This window comes from Pseudacidovorax sp. DMC4 (assembly GCF_056314265.1).
The window spans coordinates 66,402-90,441 of the sequence record NZ_JBQUYR010000011.1 but is presented as its reverse complement, the minus strand read 5'-3'; the positions used below and the strand labels follow the sequence as shown (position 1 = coordinate 90,441).

Here is a 24,040-nt window from a genome sequence, read left to right as displayed (position 1 = left end):
GACGGCGGCGAAAAGGGGGTCAGCGCAGCAGCGCGGCAATGGGAGAGATCAGCAGGTTCAGGAAGGCATAGCCCAGGCCCATCAGCGGCCGCAGCCACAGCGAGCCGACCACGCCCAGCACCACCAGGCCCATGACGATGAAGAAACCGAAGGGCTCGATGCGTGCTAGCCAGTACTGTGCCCGGCCGCGTGGCAGCAGGCCGGCCAGGATGCGGCCGCCGTCGAGCGGCGGCAGCGGGAACAGGTTGAAGGCCCACATGACCAGGTTGGTCAGGATGCCCGCGTTGGCCATGCCGACGAAGAAGCGCTCCTGCACGCCCGCCACGGTGAGCCCGACCAGGAACAGCGTCCAGAGGATGGCCTGGATGAAGTTGGAGGCCGGTCCGGCCAGCGCCACCCAGATCATGTCGCGCTTGGGGTTGCGCAGGTGGCCGAAGTTGACTGGCACCGGCTTGGCATAGCCGAAGAGGAAGGCACCCGAGGTGGCGAAATACAGCAGGATCGGCATGGCGATGGTGCCGATCGGGTCGATGTGCTTGAGCGGGTTGAGCGTGAGCCGCCCCATCATCTGCGCCGTGTTGTCGCCGAAGTGCCGGGCGACGTAGCCATGGGCCGCCTCGTGCACCGTGATCGCGAAGATCACCGGCAGGGCGTAGATGAGGACGGTCTGGATGAGGTTGGAGGCTTCCACCGCGGGATTGTCTCAGACGGATTCACAGGCCCAGCGGCCCCAGCGGGCCGCGGCCCTGCCGGATCAGCGCCGGCTCGCCGCCCGCGTCCATGGGCGTGAGGTCGACCACCGTGGTGGGCTCGGAGGTGCAGGCGCCGGCGTCGATCACGGCGCCGACCAGCTTCTCGAAGCGGTCGCGGATCTCCTGGGGGTCGTTCATCGGCTCGGTCTCGCCGGGCGGGATGAGCGTGCTGGCCAGCAGGGGCGCGCCGTGCAGCGCCAGCAACTCGGCCAGCACCGGATGCTCGGGCACCCGCAGGCCGATGGTCTTGCGCTGCGGATGGCTCACGCGGCGGGGGACTTCCTTGGTCGCCTCCAGCACGAAGGTGTAGGGGCCGGGCGTGCAGGTCTTGAGCAGGCGGTACTGGCGGTTGTCCACGCGGGCGTAATTGGCCAGCTCGCTCAGGTCGCGGCACAGCAGGGTCAGCAGCCGCTTCTCGTCGATCTGGCGGATGCGGCGCAGCTTGTCGACGGCATTCCGGTCGTCCAGCTGGCACGCCAGCGCATAGCTGGAGTCGGTGGGCACCGCGATCACCTCGCCCTTGGCGAGCAGGGCCGCCGCCTGCTTGAGCAGGCGCGGTTGCGGGTTGTCGGGGTGGACCTCGAAATACTGGGCCATGGTCTTGTCCTCCTGTCGAAGTTCAGCCCTCGACCGGCTCGATGGGCTGGCGCCGCTCGCGCACCGTCAGCCAGGCGCCGCCGGCGCCGCACACGGCGATCAGGCCGATGCCCGCGAACGACATGCGGTCGGGCAACTGGTCGAACACCAGCCAGCCCCCCAGCATGGCGAAGCCGATCTGGGCGTAGAGAAAGGGGGTGAGGGTGGACGCGTGGGCGCGCTGGTAGGCCAGGATCAGCAGGAAGTGGCCCACCGTGCCCATCAGGCCCATGAGGGCCAGCAACCCCCAGTCCTGCCAGGCGGGCAGCGTCTGCCAGGCGAAGGGCAGGAACAGCGCCGCGATCAGCGTGCCCACCCAGCCGGTGTAGAAGTGCAGCGTCAGGGGCTTCTCGGTTCGGGCCAGGCGGCTGGTCAGCACCTGGAACCAGGCGTTGCACACCACCAGCCCCACGGGCATGACCACCGCCCAGCCGAAGCCCTCGCCCCCCGGGCGCAGGATCAACAGCGTGCCCACGAAGCCGCCCGCCACCAGCGCCCAGCGCAGGGCCGATACCCGCTCGCCCAGGAGCGTGGCGGCCATCAGCGTGACGGCCAGCGGAACGACCAGCACGATGGCGGTGAATTCGGCCATGGGCATGTGGCCCAGGCTCAGATAGGCCAGCAGGCTGCTGCCCAGCAGCAGGGCCCCGCGCAGCACCTGGAAGCGCGGGTGCTGCGTGCGCAGCAGCGCCGTGCCGTGCAGCGGCAGCAGGATGGCGGTGGTGGCGACAGCCTGGAAGGCATAGCGGAACCACACGGCCATGAACACGGGCACGGTGGCCGAGGCGACCTTGGTGGTGGTATCCAGGACCGCGAAGCAGCCCACGGCCAGCAGCAGCAGCCCCATGCCGGCCAGTGTCCGCAGCGTATCGCTCGCGGAGGCGGCACCCCGCGTGGCGCAGGCCGCGCCGGTCACTGCACGCGGTCCGCCAGCAGGGACCAGACGGGCTGCAGGCTGGGCGAAAGAAGGGGCAGGCGCCCCAGGTCGCAATGGCTTTCGTCGGGGCTGTGGAAGTCGCTGCCGCGGGAGGCGGCCAGGCCGAACTCCTTCGCCTTGTCGGCGTATTCGACGTACTCGGCCGGCGTGTGGCTGCCGGTCACCACTTCCACCGCCTGGCCGCCGTGGCCCTTGAATTCGGTGAAGAGGGCGTATTCCTCGTTGGCGGTGAACTTGTAGCGGCCCGGGTGCGCGATGACCGCGACGCCGCCGGCATCGCGGATCCATCGGATCGCGTCGCCCAGGTTCGCCCAGCGGTGCGGCACGTAGCCGGGCTTGCCTTCGGTCAGGTACTTGCGGAACACCTCGGAGGTGTCGCGGCAGTGGCCCTGCTCGACCAGGAAGCGTGCGAAGTGCGTGCGGGAGATGAGCTCGGGATTGCCGACGAAGCGCAGCGCGCCTTCATAGGCGCCCTTGATGCCGACCCGGGCAAGCTGGTCGGCGATCTCGCGGGCGCGTGGGCCACGGCCATTGCGGGTGTCGTACAGGCCCTGGCGCACCGCGGCATCCTCGGCATCGAAGCCCAGGCCCACGATGTGCACCGTCTCGTTGCAGAAGGTGACGGAGATCTCGACACCGGTGAGGAAGCGCATGCCGTTGGCGCGGGCAGCTTCGGCGGCACGCTGCAGGCCGCCCACCTCGTCGTGGTCCGTCAGGGCCCAGAGCTGGACGCCGTTGGCCGCAGCGCGCGCGGCCAGCTCTTCGGGCGTCAGCGTGCCGTCCGAAACCACGGAGTGGCAGTGAAGGTCGGCGTTGAGGTCGTTGTCGAACACCCGTGCGATTCTAAGGACTCGGTTTCGCCATGCCCGCGCAGGGGGCGCTGCACCCGGGAACGCGCCAACCCGCTTCAACAACCCCGGAACTGACTCGGAGTTGTCATATTTCCCAGGGGAGGCAAGGGGAGAATCCGCGCCTGTCTGTCATCTTTTGCCTACGCATGAACGCCATCAAGGAAGCCCGCCGCTACATCGAACGCCGCCCGCCGGAAGATCCAGCGGCCCGTACGCTGGCGGCCCTGGTCCTGGCGCTGGAGACCGACCGCGGCTTCGACCTGTCCTCGCTCTATGCGCTGGACTACAAAAGCTTCGACCTGGCCATCGAGGTGCTGCGCGACTGGCGACTGGACCGCTATTACGCGGGCAAGGCGAAGCTGTTCGACCTCTCCATGCAGGTGCACGAGTCGCCGGAAACGCCGGTCGCCCCCGCGGCGGCGTCGTCCGCCGACGCTACTTCTTCTTCCTGAACGCCAGCCAGGCCGCCACGGCCGTGAAGGTGGCCACGATGGCCACCAGGTGCCAGAACCCGTGCGGGTTCTCTGCCAGCGGGATGCCCCCGACGTTCATGCCGAACAGGCCGGCCAGGATGTTGATGGGCAGGGCCAGCACCGTCACCACCGTCAGCACGAACAGGCTGCGGTTGTTGTCCTCCTGCACGCTGGCGGCGATCTCCTCCTGCAGCAGCTTCACCCGCTCCTGCAGGCCGTGCATGTCGCGCAGCACGACCGAGAACTCCTCCGACGCATCGCGCAGCCCCTGCGCATCGGCCTCGGCCATCCAGGCCGGCGGGCGCTGCAGCAGCCGGAACAGCGCTGCCGGCTCGGGCGCCAGCAGGCGCTGAAGCCGCACCAGCACCCGCCGCATCTCGCCCAGGCGCGCGCGCTGGGCGTCGGGACGACGCGCGAGCAGCGCGTCCTCGATGGCATCGATGCGGCCGGTGACAGTGCGCACCACGCCCACCAGCACATCCGCCTGCGTGCGCATCAGCCGCTCCAGCAACTCGGTGGTGGAGCGCGGCGCCTCGCCGGTGCGCACGGCCAGGCGCAGGTCGTCCACCGAGCGCAACGGCCGCGTGCGTGCCGTGACCACCAGCCGCGGGCCGACGCCGATCCACAGCGTGGCGATGTCCGAAGGCTCGAAGCCGAAGTCGAAATGCAGGTCGTTGATGACGGCCACCAGGGCGTCGTCGTCGCGCTCGATGCGGGTCGAATGGGTGCCCTCGCGCAGCGCCTCGTAGAAGCTGTCGGGCAGGCCGGCATGGCGCTCCAGCCAGCGCTGGGCCTGCGCATGGCTGAGGTTGAAGTGCAGCCAGGCATAGGGCGAGGCGTCGTCCGGCTCGGCCCGGGCCGCGGCGCCGGCATGGGGGCCGGGTTCGCTGCGCGTGTCGGCGACCTCCTGCAGCCACAGCGCGGCCTCGTCCAGGTCCAGCGGGCGAGGCGGCGACGACGCCTCGCCGTCGAAGAGGTAGCCGCAGATCAAGCCGGCGGCGTCTGCGCCATGGGCGGCTGCGGCGAGCGGAGCAGGGAGCGGCAGGGGCGAGGGCACGGCGCTGGGGGCGAAAGTAGGTCTGGGATGATGTGACGTCGGCATGTCAATCCGATGACGGCGCGGGCCCCGGGTGTCATGGTTGCGTCATGGGGTCGCACGAGCATGTGCGGCGTTCTTGTGTCCCATTTTCCGGTGTATCGCCATGCCTACTTCCGACTTCACGCCCACCGACCATGACCTGCTGATGCGCCGCATCGCCGAGGATCTGATCGACGGCTACGACGAGGAGATCGAGCTGGAGCTGGAGGACCGCGTGGTCGGCCCCGACGGCAAGCTGCAGCACGAGGAAGGCGGCCTGCCGCGCCGCACCTACTTCGAGGCGCTCTTCCGCCTGCAGGGCGAGCTGGTCAAACTGCAGGACTGGGTGCAGCACACCGGCCAGAAAGTCGTGATCCTGTTCGAGGGCCGCGACGCGGCGGGCAAGGGGGGCGTGATCAAGCGCATCACCCAGCGCCTGAATCCGCGGGTGGCCCGCGTGGCGGCCCTGCCGGCGCCCAATGACCGCGAGCGCACGCAGTGGTACTTCCAGCGCTATGTGTCGCACCTGCCGGCGGCCGGCGAGATGGTGCTGTTCGACCGCAGCTGGTACAACCGCGCCGGCGTCGAGAAGGTGATGGGCTTCTGCACCGACGACGAGCTGGAGGAGTTCTTCCGCACCGTCCCGGAGTTCGAGAAGATGCTGGTGCGCTCGGGCATCCGGCTGATCAAGTACTGGTTCTCCATCACCGACGAGGAGCAGCATCTGCGCTTCCTCGGCCGCATCCACGATCCGCTCAAGCAGTGGAAGCTCAGCCCCATGGACCTGGAAAGCCGCCGCCGCTGGGAGGACTACACCAAGGCCAAGGAGGCGATGCTGGAGCGCACGCACATTCCCGAGGCGCCGTGGTGGGTGGTGCAGGCGGTGGACAAGAAGAAGGCGCGCCTGAACTGCATCACGCACCTGCTGGGCCAGATGCCCTACCGCGAGGTGGAGCACCCGCCCATCGCGCTGCCGGACCGGGAGCGGCATCCGGACTACTTCCGCCAGCCCGTGCCGCAGAGCATGATCGTTCCGGAAATCTACTAACCCCCAGGCTGCGCGCTTCGCGCTCCGCCCACCCCCTTGCAGGGGGCACATCCTGCGGCCCGGCGAAGCCGGTTCCGCGGATGTCTCCGCTCGGCCTGCTCCGCGGCCTTTCGAGCATTTGTTCGTCGGAACGCGCTGGCGGTAGGCAACGCCGCGGTGCGCCGGCCATGTCCGCAGCCGACATCGCATTGGGCCTTCGGCTGCTTGACGTCGCGCGGCGCGGTCCCAAACATGGAGCGCTTTGCTTCTTTCCAAGGCAGCGCCCATGCCCCGTCGTCCCCCTTCTCTCGGCCGCACATTCGCGCGGGCCTACCAGCGGCAGCTGAAGGTCGTGACGGGCGCCATGTCGCGTGCGGGGCAGAAGGTGGCGAAGCGGGTGGGCGAGGCAGCGGCGGAGAGCAGCCGCCCGCCGCCGGGCGCGGGGGACTGGATCGCGGGGCTGGCCTTCGCGGCGGGCGGGGCCTGCCGCTATCACCTCTTCGTGCCGCCGCCGGCGCCGGGGCGGCCCGCGCGTGGGCTGCCACTGGTGGTGATGCTGCACGGTTGCCGGCAGACGGCACGCGACTTCGCCATCGGCTCGCGCATGAACGCGCTGGCGCGGCGCGAGGGTTTTCTGGTGCTCTATCCGCAGCAGTCGGCACTCGCAAATCCAGAAGGCTGCTGGAACTGGTTCTCTGAACAGCGCGCCGATGCCGAGGTGGGTCTGGTGCTGGCGGCCATCGACCAGGCCTGTCTGCTCTACGGCGCCGATGCTTCGCGCATCGCGGTCGCGGGACTGTCGGCCGGCGCGGGACTGGCGGCGCGGCTGGCAATGCGCGCGCCCGAGCGGGTGCAGGCGGTGATGATGCATTCGGGCGTGGCGCCTGGCGCCGCGACGTCGGCGCGCCAGGCGCTGGGGGCCATGTCGGGCCGGCGCGCGCCCGTGCTGGAACTGGCGGCCGATGGCGCCGCCATGCTGCCGCCGCTGCTGGTGGTGCAGGGCGGGCGCGACACGGTGGTGCGTCCGGCGGCCGGCCGCCTGGCCGCCGAGGTCTGGGCCCGGGCCGTCGGCGCCGAGGCCACCGAGCCGGCAATCCAGCAACGCGGCAAGCGCCATCCCATGCAGGTCACCGACTTCCGCCGGGGACGCGTGGTGGAGGTGCGCCTGGTGGAGATCGAGGCGCTGGGCCATGCCTGGAGCGGGGGCAGCACCCGCGGCAGCTACACCGACCCCGCGGGGCCGGACGCGGGTCGGCTGTTCTGGGATTTCGCGCGCCGCGCCTTCGCGGCATGTACGCCACCCGGCGTATAGCCCGTCCGGGGCCTGGCAAGGAGACTCCAACCCGTTCCTTCCATCCCTTGCCAACCGAAACCCCAGGAGAAGAGCAGCCATGCAACGTCGCTTCACCCTCAAGGCGCTGACCGCCAGCGTCGCCCTCGCCAGCCTCGGCGCCGCGCCCGCCTTTGCCCAGCAGGACACCATCAAGGTCGGCGTGCTGCACTCGCTGTCCGGCACCATGGCCATCTCCGAGACCGTGCTCAAGGACACGGTGCTGATGGCCATCGACGAAATCAACGCCAAGGGCGGCGTGCTGGGCAAGAAGCTTGAGCCCGTGGTGGTCGACCCCGCCTCCAACTGGCCCCTGTTCGCCGAGAAGACCAAGCAGCTGCTCGGCCAGGACAAGGTCGCCGTGATCTTCGGCTGCTGGACCTCGGTGTCGCGCAAGTCGGTGCTGCCGGTCGTCGAAGAAATGAACGGCCTGCTGTTCTACCCCGTGCAGTACGAGGGTGAAGAGCTGTCGAAGAACGTGTTCTACACCGGCGCCGCGCCCAACCAGCAGGCCATCCCTGCCGTCGACTACCTGATGAGCAAGGAAGGCGGCGGCGCCAAGCGCTGGGTGCTGCTGGGCACCGACTACGTGTACCCCCGCACCACCAACAAGATCCTGCGCGCCTACCTCAAGAGCAAGGGCGTGGCCGACAAGGACATCGACGAGAAGTACACCCCCTTCGGCCACAGCGACTACCAGACCATCGTCGCCGACATCAAGAAGTTCAGCCAGGGCGGCAAGACGGCCGTGGTGTCCACCATCAACGGCGACTCCAACGTGCCCTTCTACAAGGAACTGGGCAACGCCGGCCTGAAGGCCAAGGACGTGCCGGTGGTCGCCTTCTCGGTGGGTGAAGAGGAACTGCGCGGCGTCGACACCAAGCCGCTGGTGGGCCACCTGGCTGCCTGGAACTACTTCATGAGCATCAAGAGCCCGGCCAACACCGAGTTCATCAAGAAGTGGTCCGCCTACGCCAAGGCCAAGAACATCCCCGGCCACAAGGACAAGCCGCTGACCAACGACCCGATGGAAGCCACCTACATCGGCATCAACATGTGGAAGCAGGCCGTCGAGAAGGCCAAGTCCACCGACGTCGACAAGGTCATCGCCGCCATGGCCGGTCAGACCTTCAACGCGCCCTCGGGCATCGTCAGCAAGATGGACGAGAAGAACCACCACCTGCACAAGTCGGTGTTCATCGGCGAGATCCAGGCCGACGGCCAGTTCAAGGTGGTGTGGAAGACCAAGGAGCCGGTCAAGGCCAAGCCCTGGAGCCCGTACATCGAAGGCAACGACAAGAAGAAGGACGAGCCGGACGGCAAGTCGAAAATTTGACGACCACCCCGTTTCTTGCTCACTTCGTGTAGCCGAATCCCCCTCAAGGGGCTGAGCCAGTCGGGCAAGGTCCGGTGGACCTTGCCAGACTGGCGAAGAGCTGCGCCACTGGCGCAGCGCGGTCTGCAAGACCACCCCGGCGGCCCGGCAAAGCCGGTTCCGCGGGTGCGTGCGAACGGGCTTCGCTTCGCTTGCCCTGAGCTCATGGGCGCACAGGCTCGATCTTGCTTGTCGGGATCGGGCCTTTTCTTTGGATGTCGAGGACGACGTGAAAACACCTCTTCGCTTGTTCATGCAGCTGGCGTTCCTCGCCCTGCTGATGCTGGCCGGGCCGGCCAGGGCGCTGACGGCCGACGAGGCTCTGGCCATGGCCTCGGGCGATGCCGAAAGCCGCATCGCGGCCATCAACAAGGCCGTGGCCGTGGCCGACGAGAAGACCAAGGCCTTCCTGCAGGCCTTGGTGGACGAGGCGGTGAAGTTCACCGACAAGCAGGCCTTCCTCATGAAGGACGACAAGGGCTACGACCCGGTCACCGGCGCCGAGGTGAAGGTGCCGGCCGAGGCCGAGGATGTCGTCAACAACAACCTGATGCGCGGCGCGCTCGATGCCGCGCAGGCGGCGCTCCAGCTCACCAGCCCCGACGAGGCCGTGCGGCTGGAAGCGGCCGAGGCGCTGTTCAAGGAGCCCGACGAATCGCGCGTGCCACTGATCGAGAAGGCCCTGGCCGCCGAGCAGAGCGCCAAGGTCAAGGCCAAGCTGATGCTGGTGCGCGACGCTTCCATGCTCTCCAGCGCCGACGCCGCCAAGCGCCTGGCCGCCGCCAAGGCCCTGGGCGACAACAAGAACCCGGACACCAAGCTGCTGCTCAACCAGCGCCTCGCCGACGAGACCGATCCGCAGGTCAAGGGCGCCATCCAGGCCAGCATTGCCACCATCGACGGCGCGCTGGTGTGGGGCGACCGGCTGGGCGTGATCTTCAGCGGCATCAGCCTCGGCTCGGTGCTGCTATTGGCGGCGCTGGGCCTGGCCATCACCTACGGCCTGATGGGCGTGATCAACATGGCCCACGGCGAGCTGATGATGATCGGCGCCTATGCCACCTACGTGATGCAGGGCGTGTTCCAGCGATTCCTGCCCGAATCGATGTTCGGCTGGTACCTGGTCGCCGCCATCCCCGTGTCCTTCATGGCCTCGGCCCTGGTGGGCGCGGTGCTGGAGCGGGGCGTGATCCGCTTCCTTTACGGCCGGCCGCTGGAGACGCTGCTGGCCACCTGGGGCATCAGCCTGATGCTGCAGCAGCTGGTGCGCACGATCTTCGGCGCGCAGAACGTGGGCGTGGAGAACCCCGGCTGGATGAGCGGCGGGCTGGAAGTGCTCTCCAACCTCGTGCTGCCCTGGAACCGCATCGGCATCATCATCTTCGCGGGCCTCGTGCTGGCGGCCATGGCCTGGCTTATCAGCCGCACGCGCCTGGGCCTCTTCGTGCGCGGCGTGACACAGAACCGGCCCATCGCCTCCTGCATGGGCGTGAACACCGCGCGGGTGGACACCTATGCCTTCGCGCTCGGCTCCGGCATTGCGGGCCTGGCCGGCTGCGCGCTCAGCCAGATCGGCAATGTGGGCCCCGACCTGGGCCAGAGCTACATCGTGGACAGCTTCATGGTGGTGGTGATGGGCGGCGTGGGCCAACTGGCAGGCACCGTCTATGCGGCGCTGGGGCTTGGCGTGCTCAACAAGTTCATCGAAGGCTGGGCCGGCGCGGTGCTGGCCAAGATCGCCATCCTGGTCTTCATCATCGTGTTCATCCAGAAGCGGCCGCAAGGCATTTTCGCCATCAAGGGCCGGAGTGCAGAAGCATGAGGACAGTCACTCTTCCCTCCAAGGCCCCGCTGCTCAGCGGCAAGGGCTGGACCGCCTTCTTCATCGCGCTGATCGTGGTGTGCGGCCTGGCGCCGGTGCTCAACCTGTGGGTGCCCGAAGGCAGCGCCTTCCACCTCAGCGACTATGCGGTGGCGCTGCTCGGCAAAATCATGTGCTACGCCATCTGCGCACTGGCCATGGACCTGATCTGGGGCTATACCGGCATCCTGTCGCTGGGCCACGGCCTGTTCTTCGCGCTGGGCGGCTACATGATGGGCATGTACCTCATGCGCCAGATCGGCCGCGACGGCAACTACAGCAGCGACCTGCCGGACTTCATGGTCTTCCTCGACTGGAAGACCCTGCCCTGGCACTGGACCTTCAGCGACAGCTTCGTCTTCCAGATGCTGATGGTGGTGGTGGTGCCGGGCCTGCTGGCGCTGGTCTTCGGCTACTTCGCCTTCCGCTCGCGCATCAAGGGCGTGTACTTCTCGATCATCACGCAGGCCATGACCTTCGCGGCCATGCTGCTGTTCTTCCGCAACGAGACGGGCTTCGGCGGCAACAACGGCTTCACCGACTTCAAGCGCATCCTTGGCATCCCGATCGCGACGCAGGAGATGCGCATGACGATCTTCGCCCTGACCGGCGCGGTGCTGCTGGGCTTCTTCCTGTTCGCCAAGTGGCTCATCGGCAGCAAGTACGGCCGCGTGCTGCAGGCCATCCGCGATGCCGAGTCGCGCACCATGTTCTGCGGCTACAACCCGCTGCCCTACAAGCTCAGCATCTGGGTCATCTCGGCCATGATGTGCGGCGTGGCCGGCGCGCTGTACGTGCCGCAGGTGGGCATCATCAATCCGGGCGAGATGAGCGCCGCCAACTCCATCGAGATCGCCATCTGGACGGCCGTGGGTGGCCGGGCCACGCTGGTCGGGCCCATCGTGGGTGCCTTCCTGGTCAACGGCGCCAAGAGCTGGCTCACGGTGGTGGCGCCGGAATACTGGCTGTACTTCTTGGGCGCGCTCTTCATCGCTGTCACGCTGTTCCTGCCCGATGGCATCGTCGGCCTGGTGCGCCGTCTGATGAACCGCGGCAAGGCCGGGGTCGCTGCCGAACCCGTGGCGCCCACTGGCCGCGAGGAAGCCCAGCGCGCGCAGGCCAGGGAGGAGGGCGTCGAGCCCGACGCCCTGCCCACCGTCCATGTCGAACCCAAGGGAGCCCAGGCATGACGCCCGACCTGATGGAAGCCGGCGCCGAGCGCCACGCCCGCGCCCAGGGCCTGCCCGTCGGCGCCTCGACCGAGTCCGGTGGCCGCACCGCCGGCTACGGCCGGCCCGCCGTGGCGGGCGAGGTGGACGTGACCCACGGCCGCATCCTGTACCTGGAAGACGTGAGCGTGAGCTTCGACGGCTTCAAGGCCATCAACAAGCTGAGCCTGGACATCGCCCCCGGCGAGCTGCGCTGCATCATCGGCCCCAACGGTGCGGGCAAGACCACGATGATGGACATCATCACCGGCAAGACGCGGCCCGACGAAGGCACCGTCTACTTCGGCAGCACCATCGACCTGCTGCGCCACCGCGAGGCCGAGATCGCGCAGCTGGGCATCGGCCGCAAGTTCCAGAAGCCCACGGTGTTCGAGCACCTGACCGTGTTCGAGAACCTGGAGCTGGCGCTCAAGACCGACAAGCGCGTCAAGCCCTCGATGTTCTTCAAGCTCGACTCGGCCCAGGCCGACCGGCTGGCCGACATCCTGCAGACCATCCACCTGGCCGACAGCGTCAACCGCATGGCGGGCACGCTGAGCCATGGCCAGAAGCAGTGGCTGGAGATCGGCATGCTGCTCATGCAGGACCCGAAGCTGCTGTTGCTGGACGAACCCGTGGCCGGCATGACCGACGAAGAGACGGCGCGCACGGCCGAGCTCTTCCTCACGCTCAAGGGCAAACACTCGCTGATGGTGGTGGAGCACGACATGAGCTTCATCCGCACCATCTCCGAGATCGTCACCGTGCTGTGCGACGGCTCGGTGCTGGCGCAGGGCACGCTCGATGAAGTGCAGTCCGACGAGCGCGTCATCGAGGTCTACCTGGGACGTTGAACCATGCTGAAGGTCAAGAACATCCACCAGTACTACGGCGGCTCGCACATCCTGCGCGACGTCAGCTTCGAGGCGCCGCTGGGCCAGGTCACCGTGCTGCTGGGCCGCAACGGCGTGGGCAAGAGCACACTGCTGAAGTCGCTCATGGGCCTGGTGCCGATCAAGAGCGGCAGCATCGAATTCGACGGCCAGTCGGTGCACAAGAAGACGCCCTACGAGCGCGCCCGCGCCGGCATGGGCTTCGTGCCGCAGGGCCGCGAGATCTTCGCGCGGCTGACGGTGGAAGAGAACCTGCGCATGGGCCTGGCCTACCGCAGCGCTTCCATGCCCATCGCGCCCGAGCTCTACGAGCTGTTTCCGGTGCTCAAGCAGATGCTGCACCGGCGCGGCGGCGACCTGTCGGGCGGCCAGCAGCAGCAGCTGGCCATCGCACGGGCGCTGGCGCCCGGCCCCAAGATGCTGATCCTGGACGAGCCCACCGAAGGCATCCAGCCCAGCATCATCAAGGACATCGGCCGCGCCATCCGCCGCCTGGCCGACGAGGGCTGGAAGGGCCAGAAGATGGCCATCGTGCTGTGCGAGCAGTACTACGACTTTGCCGAGGAACTGGCCGACCACTATCTCGTGATGGAGCGTGGCGAGGTGATTGCGCGCGGCCTGGGCAAGGACATGGCGATCGACGGCGTGCGCCAGCTGGTCGCGATCTGACGCCGCCGGTCAGGCGGCGAACTCTTCCGTATCCACTTCCTGCGTCGCCTGGGCCGGGTAGCGCGGACCGCTCACGGTGCGCTGGTTGATGAGATCGCCGGCGCGGGCGATCACGTCGACCGGCAGTTGGAGGTCGGCGGCGGCCAGGTCCTCCTGCAGATGGTCCACGCTGGTGGTGCCCGGGATCGGAATGATGTCCGCGCCCTGGGCCAGCAGCCAGGCCAGCGCCAGTTGGGCGGGCGTGCAGCCGGCATCCTTGGCCAGCGCCTCGAAGGCGGGCAGCAGCGACAGGTTGCGCGGGTAGTGCTCGGTCGAGAAGCGCGGCATGGGCCGGCGGATGTCCTTGGCGTCCAGCGCGGCCACGTCGGTCAGGCGGCCGGTGAGGTAGGCGCGGGCCAGCGGACTGAAGGCCACGAAGGCGGTGCCCAGCTCGCGGCAGGCGGCCAGCACGGCGATCTCGGGGTTGCGCGTCCACAGCGAATACTCGGTCTGCACGGCGGCGATGGGGTGCACGGCCGCCGCCTTGCGCAGCGTGCCGGCCGAGACTTCCGACAGGCCCAGCGCGCGCACCTTGCCCTCTTCGACCAGGCGCGACATCTCGCCCACCGAGTCCTCGATGGGCACCTTCTTGTCCCAGCGGTGCAGGTAGTAGAGGTCGATGACGTCGGTGCCCAGGCGGCGCAGGCTGTCCTCGCAGTTGCGGCGCAGCGTGGCGGGGCGGCCGTCGATCACGCGGCGCATCACGCCGTCCTCGCCCTTCACGCCCGCCATGCCGCCCTTGCTGCACAGCGTGAACTGCTGGCGGTGCTTCCTGAGCACACGGCCCACCAGTTCCTCGTTGGCGCCGAAGCCATAGAGCGCCGCGGTGTCGAAGAGCGTCACGCCGGCATCCAGCGCGACCAGCAGCACCCGTTCGCCCTGTTCGGGCGAGGGCGGCACGCCATAGGCGTGGCTCAGGTTCATGCAGCCCAGGCCGATGGCCGAGACCTCAAAGTTCGCGATACGTCGTGTTTGCATGGGCAGAGCTTAGTCGGGGTTGGAAGGTTGAAAGGGGCGCGCGGACTCTTTGCCAGGCCAGGTGCTGCCAGGCCGGCGTGCCGTAGCCTGCCACCAGATCATGGCCGATGGCCCGCCAGGCGGGGTCGGTCGCGTCGAGGCCCAGGGCTTCGATGAAGGGTGCCTGCACGATGAAGCACTGGCGGCGGTAGGGGAGCAGGAAGCCGCCGGGCTGCGTTGCGCGTGCCGGCGCTGCCTCGTCATGGCGGGCGAACCAGAGGTGCAGCAGCAGGCCCGTCCGCGGTGCGTGCCAGAAGTCACCCATGTCATCGCCCGGCGCGGCGAGGCCGCCCAGCACGCGGCGGGCATGGTCCCAGTGCAGGAAGCCGAGTTCGCGCGCTGCGGTCTGCAAATGGTCGCCCAGGGTGCGGTCATCGCTGCGGCCATCGCGGCGCGCCCCATTCAGGCGCACGCGGGCACGCACCTTGAGTTCCTCCGCCGGGACCTTGACGCTCCCCTTCGAGACGTCGTCGGGGGCATGCTTATGCCCGAGGGGCTGCTGGCTCATGGCGCTGGCGCCGCGGACGGTGTCGGGATGACGGCGCCGCTTGCCACGGCATCGAGCTGCGACTGCAGAGCGTCCGGGCCGCACAGGTCCAGATCGACGCCGGCCCACGCTTTGGCGCACACCGCTCCCACGGTCTGCGCGGCTTCGGCATGCAGTTGCCGGCCGGCGGGCCGCAGCAGTACGGCACCGGCATCGCGTGCCACGAGGCCGGTCTTTTCCAGTGGCATCAGTTGCCGGACGAGCGCCGAGGGTGCGAGGTGCAGGGCCTGCGCGAGCCGCAGCGTGGGCAGACCTCCGTGCGACGCCCGTGCCAGTGCGCCGAGCAGCAGGAAGTCCGACGCGTCGAGGCCATGCCACATGCCCAGGCGCTCATCCAGGCGCTGCTGTTGGCGTGCATGGGCCCGGGCCAGCGCAAGGCCGAGACGCATGGCCTGGGCGTCGGTCAGCCGGCTCATGCGCTGCCTCCTTGACGTGCGCCGCCCTCGGCCGCGGGTGAAAGCAACTCGGCCTCCCACAGCGCCAGCAGCGTCGCCAGCTCGGCGTCGTAGTCGAAGTCGGGATCGTCGCGTTCCTTCACCCGGTCGACGACCTCGAAGCGGAAGGCCTCGGCGCCGTGCGTGTTCCAGGCCGATTGCAGGACCCGGTCGCGGTGGACGCCGCGCATCAGTTCGAAGCGCAGGCGGTTGAAGATCCCGTCCAGATGGCGGCTGCTGCCCACGCGCAGCAGCCCGGCGGCGTCGCAGCGCAGGGCATAGATGCCCATGGCGGGAAAGGCCTGCTTGTACTGGCGCGTCAGTTCGCGACGGGCCTGCAGGGAAAGGGAAGGGGTCATGGCAGTGCTCCAGGTCCTCGACGCCGAGCCGGTCCCGCATGGGGCTCGAACGAAGACCGCGGTCTGTCCACGGAAGAAGAGAAACGGATCGGGAGGGTGAGAGCCTCTTGTGCGGGCAGGCGCCCCTCAGCACCTGCCCACAATTTTACCCGGGTTGTTTTGACCGGATCAAGCGATCCGGTTTCCGGGCCGTGCCTCAACCGGCGAGCTGCTGCTCCAGCTGATGCAGCACCTGGTAGCAGGGCAGCACCTGCGCCACGCTGCTGTTGGGCTCGCGGCCTTCGCGGATGGCGGCGAAGAACTCGCGGTCCTGCAGCTCGATGCCGTTCATCGACACGTCGACCTTGCTCACGTCCACCGGCTCTTCGGCGCCCTTGCTGTGCGACTGCACCAGGTCGTCGTAGCGCGCGATGTAGGTGGCGGTGTCGCCGATGTAGCGGAAGAAGGTGCCCAGCGGGCCGTCGTTGTTGAACGAGAGCGACAGCGTGCAGATGGCGCCGTTGGCGGCCTGCAGCTGGATGCTCATGTCCATGGCGATGCCCAGGTCCTTGTGGATCGGGCCCTGCACGGCGTTGGCCTTCACGATCGGGCTGCCGGCCTGGTAGGCGAACAGGTCCACGGTGTGGGCGGCGTGGTGCCACAGCAGGTGGTCGGTCCAGCTGCGCGGCTGGCCCAGCGCATTCATGTTGGTGCGGCGGAAGAAGTAGGTCTGCACATCCATCTGCTGGATGTTGAATTCGCCGGCCTGGATCTTCTTGTGCACGTACTGGTGGCTGGGGTTGAAGCGGCGGGTGTGGCCCACCATCGCCACCTTGCCGACCTGCTTCTGCAGGGCCAGCACTTCCTCGCCTTCCTTGAGCACGTCGCACAGGGGGATCTCCACCTGCACATGCTTGCCGGCCTGCAGGCAGGCCTTGGTCTGGGCGGCGTGCATCTGCGTGGGCGTGCACAGGATGACCGCGTCCAGCTCCTGGATGGCCAGGCTGTCGGCCAGGTCGGTGGTGACGTGCTTGATTCCGTACTTGTCGGCCACTTCCTGGGTCTTGGCCAGATCGCGGCTGATGAGCGAGATCACCTCGACGTCGGGGATGTTCTTGATGCCGTCCAGGTGCTTGATGCCGAAGGCGCCGGCGCCGGCGAGTGCGACTTTGATGGTCATGTCGGTGTTGGCTTTCTGTGGATGGTTGGTCAGGCCTGGTCTTCCAGGATGAGGTGGCCCACGGCGGTGTTGGACGCCGGCACGTGGAAGAAGCGGTGCACCAGCTTCGGCGCCGGGCCGCCGGCCACGTCGCCCATGGCGCCGCGGGCGATCAGCCACATCACCAGCTCGATGCCCTCGCTGCCAGCTTCGCGCACGTACTCGATGTGCGGCACCTTGGCCAGTTCGGCGGGTTCGGCGATCAGGCGATCCAGGAACTTGTTGTCCCATTCCGAGTTGATCAGGCCGGCGCGTGCGCCCTGCAGCTGGTGGCTCATGCCGCCGGTGCCCCAGATGTGCACGTTGAGGTCCTCGTCGAAGCTCTCGACCGCCTTGCGGATGGCGCGGCCCAGGTTGAAGCAGCGCTGGCCGCTCGGCACTGGGTACTGCACCACATTGACCGCGAAGGGAATCACCGGGCAGGGCCAGGCGCCGTTCTTCGGGTCCTGCTCGCCGCACATCAGTGACAGCGGCACCGTCAGGCCATGGTCCACGTCCATCTTGTTGACGATGGTGAGGTCGAAGTCCTGCTGGATCACGCTCTGCGCGATGTGGCTGGCCAGCTCCGGGTGGCCCACCACCTTGGGCACCGGGCGCGGGCCCCAGCCCTCGTCGGCCGGCTGGTATTCGGCGGCCGTGCCGATGGCGAAGGTGGGGATCATGTCCAGGCTGAAGGCCGTGGCATGGTCATTGAAGACCAGGATGACCACGTCGGGCTTGTTGTCCTTCATCCATTGCTTGGAGAAGTCGTAGCCGGCGAACAGCGGCTTCCAGTAGTCTTCCTTCGTCTTGCCCAGGTCCAGCGCGGCGCCGATGGCGGGCACGTGCGAGGTGTAGACGGATGCGGTGATGCGGGCCATTCAAGCCTCCTGAGGGATGCGGGGGCACATGGTCATGCCGCCTTGGTGGGGTGATGGGCGCCTTGCGGCTGGCGGTGCGCCTGGGCGTCGCCGTCCTCGCCCACGTAGCGGTTGCCGTCCACGCGGCGGCCGCCGTTGATCATCATGTTGCGGTATTCCTCTTCGGTCATGCCGGTCATCGAGCCCGCCATCTGCTGGAAGCTCTTGCCGTCGGTGGCGCCGATCTTGGCGAGGAAGTAGATGTTGCCGCCGGTGCGCATGCACCAGTTGAGGTCGCGCGCCAACACGGCCTGCTTCTGTTCCTCGGTCATCGGCCATTCGTCGAGGTAGGCCCGCTCGTCGGCCTTGAAGCGCTCGCGGTTCTCGGCCTTCATCAGGCTCATGCAGAACTGGTTGAGCCAGTAGCCTTTGCGGCTCTGCTCGGCGTCGAAGATGATCGTGCCGGGCACGTCCAGGTAGGGTTTGTCGAGGGCCATGGAAGGGTCTCCTTACTTGGCTTCTTCGGGCCAATACAAACGCATCGGGTTGTCGACCAGCAGCTTCTGCTGAAGCACGGGTGTCGTCGCGATGTGCGGGATGAAGTCCACCAGCAGCCCATCGTCGGGCATGTGGTCCTTCAGATTGGGGTGCGGCCAGTCGGTGCCCCACAGCACACGATCGGGGAACTGCTCGACGATGCGACGCGCGAAAGGCACCACATCCTTGTAGGCGCTGCGCTCGCCATCCAGCGCCTTGGGGCCGGCCACCGACAGGCGCTCGGGGCAGCTCACCTTGCTCCACACGTTGCTGTGCTCGCGCATGAACTTCTCGAACAGCGCGAACTCCGGGCCGTCGACCGGCTTGGTGACGTCGGGGCGGCCCATGTGGTCCACCACCACCGTGGTCGGCAGCGCGGTGAAGAAGTCCCACAGCTCAGGCAGGTCCACCGCCTCGAAGTAGATGACCACATGCCAGCCCAGCTTGGCGATGCGGCCGGCGATCTCCATCAGCTCGTCCTTGGGCGTGAAGTCGACCAGGCGCTTGACGAAGTTGAAGCGCACGCCGCGCACGCCGGCGGCATGCAGGGCCTGCAGTTCTTCGTCGCTGACGCTGCGCTTGACGGTGGCCACGCCGCGGGCCTTGCCGTTCGAGGACTGCAGCGCATCGACCAGCGCGCGGTTGTCCGCGCCGTGGCAGGTGGCCTGCACGATCACGTTGCGGGCGAAGCCCAGGTGGTCGCGCAGGGCGAAGAGCTGCGCCTTGCTGGCATCGCAGGGCGTGTACTTGCGCTCTGGCGCATAGGGAAACTCCGCGCCGGGGCCGAAGACGTGGCAGTGTGCATCGACGCTGCCGGCCGGCACCTGGAACTTGGGCTTGCTGGGGCCGGTGTACCAGTCCAGCCAGCCGGCAGTTTTCTCGAAGGGGCCTGTGGTGGGTTTGCTCATGAGCGTTGCTCCTGGGGAAATGGGTTCAATCGGGCTTGATGCCGGCTTCACGCACCAGCTTCTCGTAGCGCACGCGCTCCGAGTGGATGAGCTGGGCAAATTGCTCGCTGCTGCCGGGCAGCACTTCGCCGCCGACCTGGGCCATGCGCTCGCGCACGGCCGGTGTCTGCAGTGCCTTCTGCACCTCGGCATGCAGCTGGGTGACGATGGACTTGGGCGTGGCCGCGGGCGCCACGATGCCGTACCAGACCGAGGCCTCGAAGCCCGGAAAGCCGGACTCGGCAATGGTGGGCACGTCGGGAAAGACGGCGCTGCGGTTGGGGCTCAAGGCCGCGAGCACCTTGAGCTTGCCGCTCTTCACATGCGGCTGCGCCTCCAGCGCGTTGATGGCCACCAGCGGCAGCTGGCCGCCGATCACGTCGGTCAGTGCCTGGGCGCCGCCGCGGTAGGGCACGTGCTGCAGCTTGATGCCCGCGGCGCGCTCGAAAAACTCGACCGCCATGTGCGGCGTGGAGCCGTTGCCCGGCGAGGCGAAGGACAGGCTGCCGGGCTTGGCCTTGGCCTCGGCGATCAGCTGCTGGATGGTGCCGAAGGGCGCATTGGCATTGGCGGCGATCACCACCGGCACGCGGCCGATCAGCGACACCGGCACGAGGTCGCGCTCGGCATCGAAGGGCATGGGCTGGTACAGCGCCATGTTGGCCGCCAGCGCGTTGGCGGCCACCATCAGCGTGTAGCCGTCGGCAGGCGCGTCGATGGTGGCCTTGACGGCGATGTTGGTGCCGGCGCCCGGCCGGTTGTCGATCACGAAGGGCTGGCCCAGGCTGGTCGCGAGGGCCTGGCCCACGCTGCGCGCCACGGCATCGACCGCGCCGCCGGCCGAGTAGCCGACCAGCACGCGCACCGGCTTGGCCGGATAGCTCTGCGCACCCGCCAGCGTCGGCGCCAGCAGTGCCGCCCCTGCGGCCAGCGCCACACGGCGGGAGACGAACGGGCCTTGCGCGTCGGTCTGCTGCATGTCAGTCCAGGGAGACGTTGGCCTTGCGGATCACGTCGCCGAAGCGCTGCGATTCGCTCTTCACGAACTGCTCGAACTGCGGGCGCGTGACCGGGAAGGGCTCGTAGCCGAAGCTCTTGAAGCGGGCCTGCACGTCGGGGCCGGTCAGCGCCTGCTCGATGTCGCGCTTGATCTTCTCCGTCACCGCATCGGGCAGGCCGCGCGGGACGGCGATGGCGTTCCAGCCCGTCACTTCGAAGCCCTTGGGGCCACCGGATTCCGCCACGGTGGGCACGTCGGGGTAGGCGGCCATGCGCTGCGGACCGGTCACGGCCAGAAAGCGCAGCTTGCCGGACTGGTAGAGCGGACCCGCCGTGGCGGCGCTGCCCAGGGCGAAATCGATGTCGCCGGTGGAGACCGAGGTATAGAGCTGCGTGGTCTCCTTGAAGATCACGTGCTCCATCTGCGTGCCGGTGGCCGACTTGAACAGCTCCGTGCCCAGGTGCACGGGATTGCCGACCGACCACGAGCCGTAGTTCAGCTTGCCGGGCCGCGCCTTGGCGTCGGCCACGATGTCCCCCACCGTCTTGTACTTGCTGTTGGCGCCGACGGTGAAGAAGAAGTAGGTCTTGAACAGCGGCAGCAGGACGTCGAAGTCCTTGGCCGGGTCGTAGGGCAGCTTCTTGAACAGCGACGGGTAGGCGGCCAGGTGGACGTTGTCCAGCAGCAGCAGGTCGGTGCCGTCCTTGGCGCCGCGCTTCCAGGCGTCGATGGCGATGAAACCGTTGCCGCCCGGGCGGTTGTCCACGGTGACCGGCACGCCCCAGGTGCGCGACAGCTTGTCGGCCACCAGGCGCGAGACGCCATCCGGGCCACCGCCCACGGGGAAGGGGTTGACGATGCGCACCGGCTTGCCATACGGAAAGGTGGCCTGCTGCTGGGCCTGGGCGGCGAAGGGCAGGGCGGCGGCGAGGGCGCAGGCTGTCAGCACGGCGCGGCGGGAAAGGCTCATGGATGTCTCCGACGTGGAAAGGGGCCGCGCCCGCTCCGGGGCGCTGGCCGGGGAACACAAAAGGATCAGTCGATGTACTTGAGGCCTGCGGCCGCCAGCGGCTCGCGCATCTTGTACATGTCCAGGCCCAGCACGCCGCTGGCCAGCTTGGCGCGCTTCTCGCCTTCGAAGGACTCGCGCTTGCGGGCGGCTTCAAGCGTCTTGGCGGCCACGGCGCGCGGCACGCAGACGACGCCGTCGTCGTCGGCCACGATCACGTCGCCGGGCGTCACCAGCATGCCGGCGCACACCACGGGGATGTTGACCGAGCCGATGGTGGCCTTGATGCAGCCCTTGCTGCTGATGCACTTGCTCCACACGGGGAAGTTCATCTCCTGCAGCGTCTTGACGTCGCGCACGCCGGCGTCGATCACCAGGGCGCGGGCGCCGCGGGCCTGGAAGCTGGTGGCCAGCAGGTCGCCGAAGTAGCCGTCGGTGCATTCGGCGGTGATGGCCGCCACCACGATGTCGCCGGGCTGGATCTGCTCGGCCGCGACGTGCAGCATCCAGTTGTCGCCCGGATGCAGCAGCACGGTGACGGCCGTGCCGGACACCTGCTGGCCCGGATAGATCGGGCGCATGTAGGGCTTGAGCAGGCCCACGCGGCCCATGGCCTCGTGCACCGTGGCCGAGCCCAGGGCGGCCAGGCCGTCCGCGGTCTCGTGGTCGGTGCGCTGGATGTTGCGATAGACGACGCCTAATTCATACATGTCGGTTCTCCTTGAGATGTCTGGCTCCCTCTCCCTCTGGGAGAGGGTGGGGGGGTGAGGGCCGCGCGGCCTGCGCACGTTGCCGCGCATCGAGCGTCGCTGGGCCCCTCACCTTGCCTCTCCCCAGAGGGGAGAGGAGTCGATCCGGGCGCTGTCAGAGGCTCTTGGCCTTGAGGGCGGCATCCAGGCGCGGGAAGACCCGGCGTGCGTTGCCTTCGAAGACCTGGAAGCGCTCGTCCTCCGTCAGGTTGGCGGTGGCGCTCACGTAGCGCTTGGTGTCGTCGTAGTAGTGGCCGGTGGTCGGGTCGATGCCGCGCACGGCGCCGATCATCTCGGAGGCGAACAGGATGTTCTTGACCGGGATCACCTTGGTCAGCAGGTCGATGCCCGGCTGGTGGTACACGCAGGTGTCGAAGAAGATGTTGTTGAGGAGGTGCTCTTCCAGCAGCGGCTTCTTCATCTCCTGCGCCAGGCCGCGGAAGCGGCCCCAGTGGTAGGGCACCGCGCCACCGCCGTGCGGGATCACGAACTTCAGCGTCGGGAAGTCCTTGAACAGGTCGCCCTGGATGCACTGCATCACGGCCGTGGTGTCGGCATTGAGGTAGTGCGCGCCGGTGGTGTGGAAGCAGGCGTTGCAGCTGGTGCTGACGTGCACCATGGCCGGGATGTCGTACTCCACCATCTTCTCGTAGATGGGGTACCAGTGACGGTCGGTCAGCGGCGGGCTGGTCCAGTGGCCGCCCGACGGATCGGGGTTCAGGTTGATGCCGACGAAGCCGTATTCCTTGACGCACTTCTCCAGCTCGGGAATGCAGGTCTTGGGATCCACGCCCGGCGACTGCGGCAGCATGGCCGCGCCGATGAAGTTGTCGGGGAAGAGCTGGCTCACGCGGTAGCACAGCTCGTTGCAGATGGCGGCCCAGGTGCTGGACACCTCGAAGTCGCCGATGTGGTGGGCCATGAAGCTGGCGCGCGGGCTGAAGATGGTCAGGTCGCTGCCGCGCTCCTTCATCAGGCGCAGTTGGTTCTGCTCGATGGACTCGCGAAGCTCGTCGTCGCTGATCTTGAGGCTGGCCGGGTCGGGCTTGGCCGACGGATCCTTGATGCCGGCGATCTGGGCATTGCGCCAGTTCTCGAGGGCCTTGGGGGCGGTGGTGTAGTGGCCGTGGCAGTCGATGATCAGCGGCTGACCGTTGGATTTCGGCATGGCGTCTCCTGGGAAGGGCGGGGCGGGCCGGTGACAACCGGCCGCGGGTCTGGAAGGCAGCGCCCATTCTGTGCCGTGACCCCGTCCGCCTCCAGGGGGCAGATCGACTAGCAGCTAGAACAAACTGCTATAGCATGCGTGTCGATATGCGTCTGACGTCATGGATCTGAAACAGCTGGAGTACTTCGTCCGGGTGGTAGAGCTGGGCAGCTTCACCCGCGCCGCGCTGGCGCTCGACATCGCCCAGCCGGCCCTCAGCCGGCAGGTGCGCACGCTGGAAGTGGAGCTGCGCCAGAACCTGCTGGTGCGCAACGGCCGCGGCGTCACGCCCACCGAAGCCGGCACCCTGCTGCTGGAGCATGGCCGCGGCATCCTGCACCAGGTGCAGCGGGCGCAGGAGGAACTGGCCCGGGTGCGCGGCGGCCTGGCGGGCCGGGTGGCGCTGGGCCTGCCGCCCACGGTGGCGCGCGCGCTGGCCGTGCCGCTGACCCGGCGCTTTCGCCGCGAACTGCCCGAGGCGCGACTTTCCATCAGCGAGGGCCTGTCGATCTCGATGCACGAAGCGCTGGCCGCCGGTCGGCTGGACATCGCCGTGCTCTACGAGGCCAAGCCCATCGCCGGGCTGGACATCGCGCCGCTGATGACCGAGGAACTGATGCTGGTACAGGCCCGCCCGCCCGGCCTGGCCGAAGACCCGCCGCCGCCGCCCATCCCGCTGGCGGAGGTGGCGAAGCTGCCGCTGATCATCCCGAGCCGGCCCAATGCCGTGCGCATGCATGTGGAGTCGGAGATGGCGGCGCTGGGCTGCGAGCCGCAGATCGCGCTGGAGATCGACGGCGTGCCCGCCATCCTCGATCTGGTTGCCGATGGCGCTGGCTGCGCGATCCTGGCGCGCCGGGCCGTGCAGACCTCGATCCGTCCCTCCGCCTTCAGCGTGCGGCCCATCGGCCCGCCGCGTCTGCAGGTGCAGGCGCATGTGGCGGTGAGCGCGCAGCGGCCAGTCACGCGCACGCAGGCCGCGGCGCTGGAGTTGCTCAAGGCGGTGGCGGCGGAAACGGGGGGCTGATCCGGCGCGGCGCCGGCATCAACGAAAAGGGCGCCCCGCGG

At 68.2% G+C, this 24,040-nt stretch carries 26 protein-coding genes; 9 read left to right on the top strand and 17 right to left on the bottom strand.

Going from position 1 to position 24,040, the window contains the following annotated elements; genetic code table 11:
* Positions 1 to 19: 19 nt before the first annotated feature.
* The 4 genes from ACT54X_RS20215 to ACT54X_RS20200 all read right to left on the bottom strand — a co-directional run bounded on the left by ACT54X_RS20215 (position 20) and on the right by ACT54X_RS20200 (position 3,158).
* Positions 20 to 691 carry a site-2 protease family protein gene (locus tag ACT54X_RS20215; protein WP_017761434.1) on the bottom strand — a complete coding sequence of 224 codons (672 nt, stop codon included), beginning with the start codon at positions 689 to 691 and terminating at the stop codon, positions 20 to 22.
* A 22-nt stretch (positions 692 to 713) separates the two neighbouring features.
* The gene (locus tag ACT54X_RS20210) at positions 714 to 1,349 is read right to left on the bottom strand and encodes an L-threonylcarbamoyladenylate synthase (protein WP_114802701.1); all 636 of its coding nucleotides are present in this window, start codon (positions 1,347 to 1,349) and stop codon (positions 714 to 716) included.
* Positions 1,350 to 1,371: 22 nt separating this feature from the next.
* Entirely contained in the window at positions 1,372 to 2,235 is an 864-nt protein-coding gene (locus ACT54X_RS20205) for a DMT family transporter (RefSeq protein WP_476348315.1), read from the bottom strand.
* Between the two features lie 65 nt (positions 2,236 to 2,300).
* Positions 2,301 to 3,158 carry a 3',5'-nucleoside bisphosphate phosphatase gene (locus ACT54X_RS20200; protein ID WP_476348170.1) on the bottom strand — a complete coding sequence of 286 codons (858 nt, stop codon included), beginning with the start codon at positions 3,156 to 3,158 and terminating at the stop codon, positions 2,301 to 2,303.
* Between the two features lie 164 nt (positions 3,159 to 3,322).
* Between ACT54X_RS20200 and ACT54X_RS20195 the strand changes: the two genes are divergently transcribed.
* Positions 3,323 to 3,628, top strand: coding sequence for a hypothetical protein (locus ACT54X_RS20195; RefSeq protein ID WP_294375649.1), 306 nt, complete (start codon positions 3,323 to 3,325; stop codon positions 3,626 to 3,628).
* Here ACT54X_RS20195 and ACT54X_RS20190 read toward each other — a convergent pair.
* Complete coding sequence (locus ACT54X_RS20190; RefSeq protein WP_476348168.1) at positions 3,612 to 4,706, bottom strand: transporter; 1,095 nt, start codon at positions 4,704 to 4,706, stop codon at positions 3,612 to 3,614. The two genes, ACT54X_RS20195 and ACT54X_RS20190, sit on opposite strands and share 17 nt — an antisense overlap.
* A 145-nt stretch (positions 4,707 to 4,851) precedes the next feature.
* On the opposite strand from ACT54X_RS20190, the gene ppk2 reads away from it, so the two are divergent.
* From ppk2 to urtE, 7 genes are all read left to right on the top strand, one after another.
* Positions 4,852 to 5,775, top strand: a complete 924-nt coding sequence (gene ppk2 / locus ACT54X_RS20185; RefSeq protein ID WP_476348166.1) for a polyphosphate kinase 2 — start codon at positions 4,852 to 4,854, stop codon at positions 5,773 to 5,775.
* A gap of 265 nt (positions 5,776 to 6,040) precedes the next feature.
* Positions 6,041 to 7,066, top strand: a complete 1,026-nt coding sequence (locus tag ACT54X_RS20180; protein ID WP_476348164.1) for an extracellular catalytic domain type 1 short-chain-length polyhydroxyalkanoate depolymerase — start codon at positions 6,041 to 6,043, stop codon at positions 7,064 to 7,066.
* Positions 7,067 to 7,145: 79 nt separating this feature from the next.
* Entirely contained in the window at positions 7,146 to 8,420 is a 1,275-nt protein-coding gene (urtA, locus tag ACT54X_RS20175) for an urea ABC transporter substrate-binding protein (RefSeq protein ID WP_294375657.1), read from the top strand.
* A gap of 292 nt (positions 8,421 to 8,712) precedes the next feature.
* The gene (gene urtB, locus ACT54X_RS20170) at positions 8,713 to 10,281 is read left to right on the top strand and encodes an urea ABC transporter permease subunit UrtB (protein WP_476348161.1); all 1,569 of its coding nucleotides are present in this window, start codon (positions 8,713 to 8,715) and stop codon (positions 10,279 to 10,281) included.
* Positions 10,278 to 11,510, top strand: a complete 1,233-nt coding sequence (gene urtC / locus ACT54X_RS20165; protein ID WP_476348159.1) for an urea ABC transporter permease subunit UrtC — start codon at positions 10,278 to 10,280, stop codon at positions 11,508 to 11,510. The genes urtB and urtC overlap by 4 nt, the downstream gene beginning before the upstream one ends.
* Entirely contained in the window at positions 11,507 to 12,382 is an 876-nt protein-coding gene (urtD, locus tag ACT54X_RS20160) for an urea ABC transporter ATP-binding protein UrtD (protein ID WP_294375664.1), read from the top strand. Before urtC ends, urtD begins: the two co-directional genes overlap by 4 nt.
* 3 nt (positions 12,383 to 12,385) lie before the next feature.
* Positions 12,386 to 13,090 carry an urea ABC transporter ATP-binding subunit UrtE gene (gene urtE / locus ACT54X_RS20155; protein ID WP_476348157.1) on the top strand — a complete coding sequence of 235 codons (705 nt, stop codon included), beginning with the start codon at positions 12,386 to 12,388 and terminating at the stop codon, positions 13,088 to 13,090.
* A 9-nt stretch (positions 13,091 to 13,099) separates the two neighbouring features.
* Here urtE and ACT54X_RS20150 read toward each other — a convergent pair whose 3' ends face one another.
* The 12 genes from ACT54X_RS20150 to ACT54X_RS20095 all read right to left on the bottom strand — a co-directional run bounded on the left by ACT54X_RS20150 (position 13,100) and on the right by ACT54X_RS20095 (position 22,909).
* The gene (locus ACT54X_RS20150; RefSeq protein ID WP_476348155.1) at positions 13,100 to 14,107 is read right to left on the bottom strand and encodes an aldo/keto reductase; all 1,008 of its coding nucleotides are present in this window, start codon (positions 14,105 to 14,107) and stop codon (positions 13,100 to 13,102) included.
* Positions 14,079 to 14,654: a hypothetical protein gene (locus ACT54X_RS20145; protein ID WP_476348153.1), complete on the bottom strand. Its 576-nt coding sequence runs from the start codon at positions 14,652 to 14,654 to the stop codon at positions 14,079 to 14,081. Before ACT54X_RS20145 ends, ACT54X_RS20150 begins: the two co-directional genes overlap by 29 nt.
* Positions 14,651 to 15,109: a MarR family winged helix-turn-helix transcriptional regulator gene (locus ACT54X_RS20140; protein WP_476348152.1), complete on the bottom strand. Its 459-nt coding sequence runs from the start codon at positions 15,107 to 15,109 to the stop codon at positions 14,651 to 14,653. Before ACT54X_RS20140 ends, ACT54X_RS20145 begins: the two co-directional genes overlap by 4 nt.
* Complete coding sequence (locus tag ACT54X_RS20135) at positions 15,106 to 15,486, bottom strand: GIY-YIG nuclease family protein (protein ID WP_476348150.1); 381 nt, start codon at positions 15,484 to 15,486, stop codon at positions 15,106 to 15,108. The genes ACT54X_RS20140 and ACT54X_RS20135 overlap by 4 nt, the downstream gene beginning before the upstream one ends.
* Before the next feature lie 196 nt (positions 15,487 to 15,682).
* On the bottom strand, positions 15,683 to 16,645 hold the full coding sequence (locus tag ACT54X_RS20130) for a Gfo/Idh/MocA family oxidoreductase (RefSeq protein ID WP_476348148.1): 963 nt from the start codon (positions 16,643 to 16,645) through the stop codon (positions 15,683 to 15,685).
* A gap of 29 nt (positions 16,646 to 16,674) precedes the next feature.
* Positions 16,675 to 17,544 (bottom strand): class III extradiol dioxygenase subunit beta, encoded by an 870-nt coding sequence (locus tag ACT54X_RS20125; RefSeq protein ID WP_294375682.1) that lies wholly within the window; start codon positions 17,542 to 17,544, stop codon positions 16,675 to 16,677.
* A 32-nt stretch (positions 17,545 to 17,576) separates the two neighbouring features.
* Positions 17,577 to 18,020 (bottom strand): protocatechuate 4,5-dioxygenase subunit alpha, encoded by a 444-nt coding sequence (gene ligA / locus ACT54X_RS20120; protein WP_294375685.1) that lies wholly within the window; start codon positions 18,018 to 18,020, stop codon positions 17,577 to 17,579.
* Positions 18,021 to 18,032: 12 nt separating this feature from the next.
* A complete protein-coding gene (locus tag ACT54X_RS20115; protein ID WP_294375686.1) occupies positions 18,033 to 18,968 on the bottom strand; it encodes an amidohydrolase family protein in 936 nt (311 codons plus the stop codon).
* Positions 18,969 to 18,993: 25 nt separating this feature from the next.
* Entirely contained in the window at positions 18,994 to 19,986 is a 993-nt protein-coding gene (locus ACT54X_RS20110) for a tripartite tricarboxylate transporter substrate binding protein (RefSeq protein ID WP_476348145.1), read from the bottom strand.
* A 1-nt stretch (position 19,987) separates the two neighbouring features.
* The gene (locus ACT54X_RS20105; RefSeq protein ID WP_476348143.1) at positions 19,988 to 20,977 is read right to left on the bottom strand and encodes a Bug family tripartite tricarboxylate transporter substrate binding protein; all 990 of its coding nucleotides are present in this window, start codon (positions 20,975 to 20,977) and stop codon (positions 19,988 to 19,990) included.
* Positions 20,978 to 21,042: 65 nt separating this feature from the next.
* Positions 21,043 to 21,726, bottom strand: coding sequence for a 4-carboxy-4-hydroxy-2-oxoadipate aldolase/oxaloacetate decarboxylase (ligK, locus tag ACT54X_RS20100; protein WP_476348141.1), 684 nt, complete (start codon positions 21,724 to 21,726; stop codon positions 21,043 to 21,045).
* Between the two features lie 154 nt (positions 21,727 to 21,880).
* The gene (locus ACT54X_RS20095) at positions 21,881 to 22,909 is read right to left on the bottom strand and encodes an amidohydrolase family protein (protein ID WP_476348313.1); all 1,029 of its coding nucleotides are present in this window, start codon (positions 22,907 to 22,909) and stop codon (positions 21,881 to 21,883) included.
* Between the two features lie 184 nt (positions 22,910 to 23,093).
* Between ACT54X_RS20095 and ACT54X_RS20090 the strand changes: the two genes are divergently transcribed.
* The gene (locus ACT54X_RS20090) at positions 23,094 to 23,999 is read left to right on the top strand and encodes a LysR substrate-binding domain-containing protein (protein ID WP_476348139.1); all 906 of its coding nucleotides are present in this window, start codon (positions 23,094 to 23,096) and stop codon (positions 23,997 to 23,999) included.
* The last annotated feature ends 41 nt before the right edge of the window (positions 24,000 to 24,040 follow it).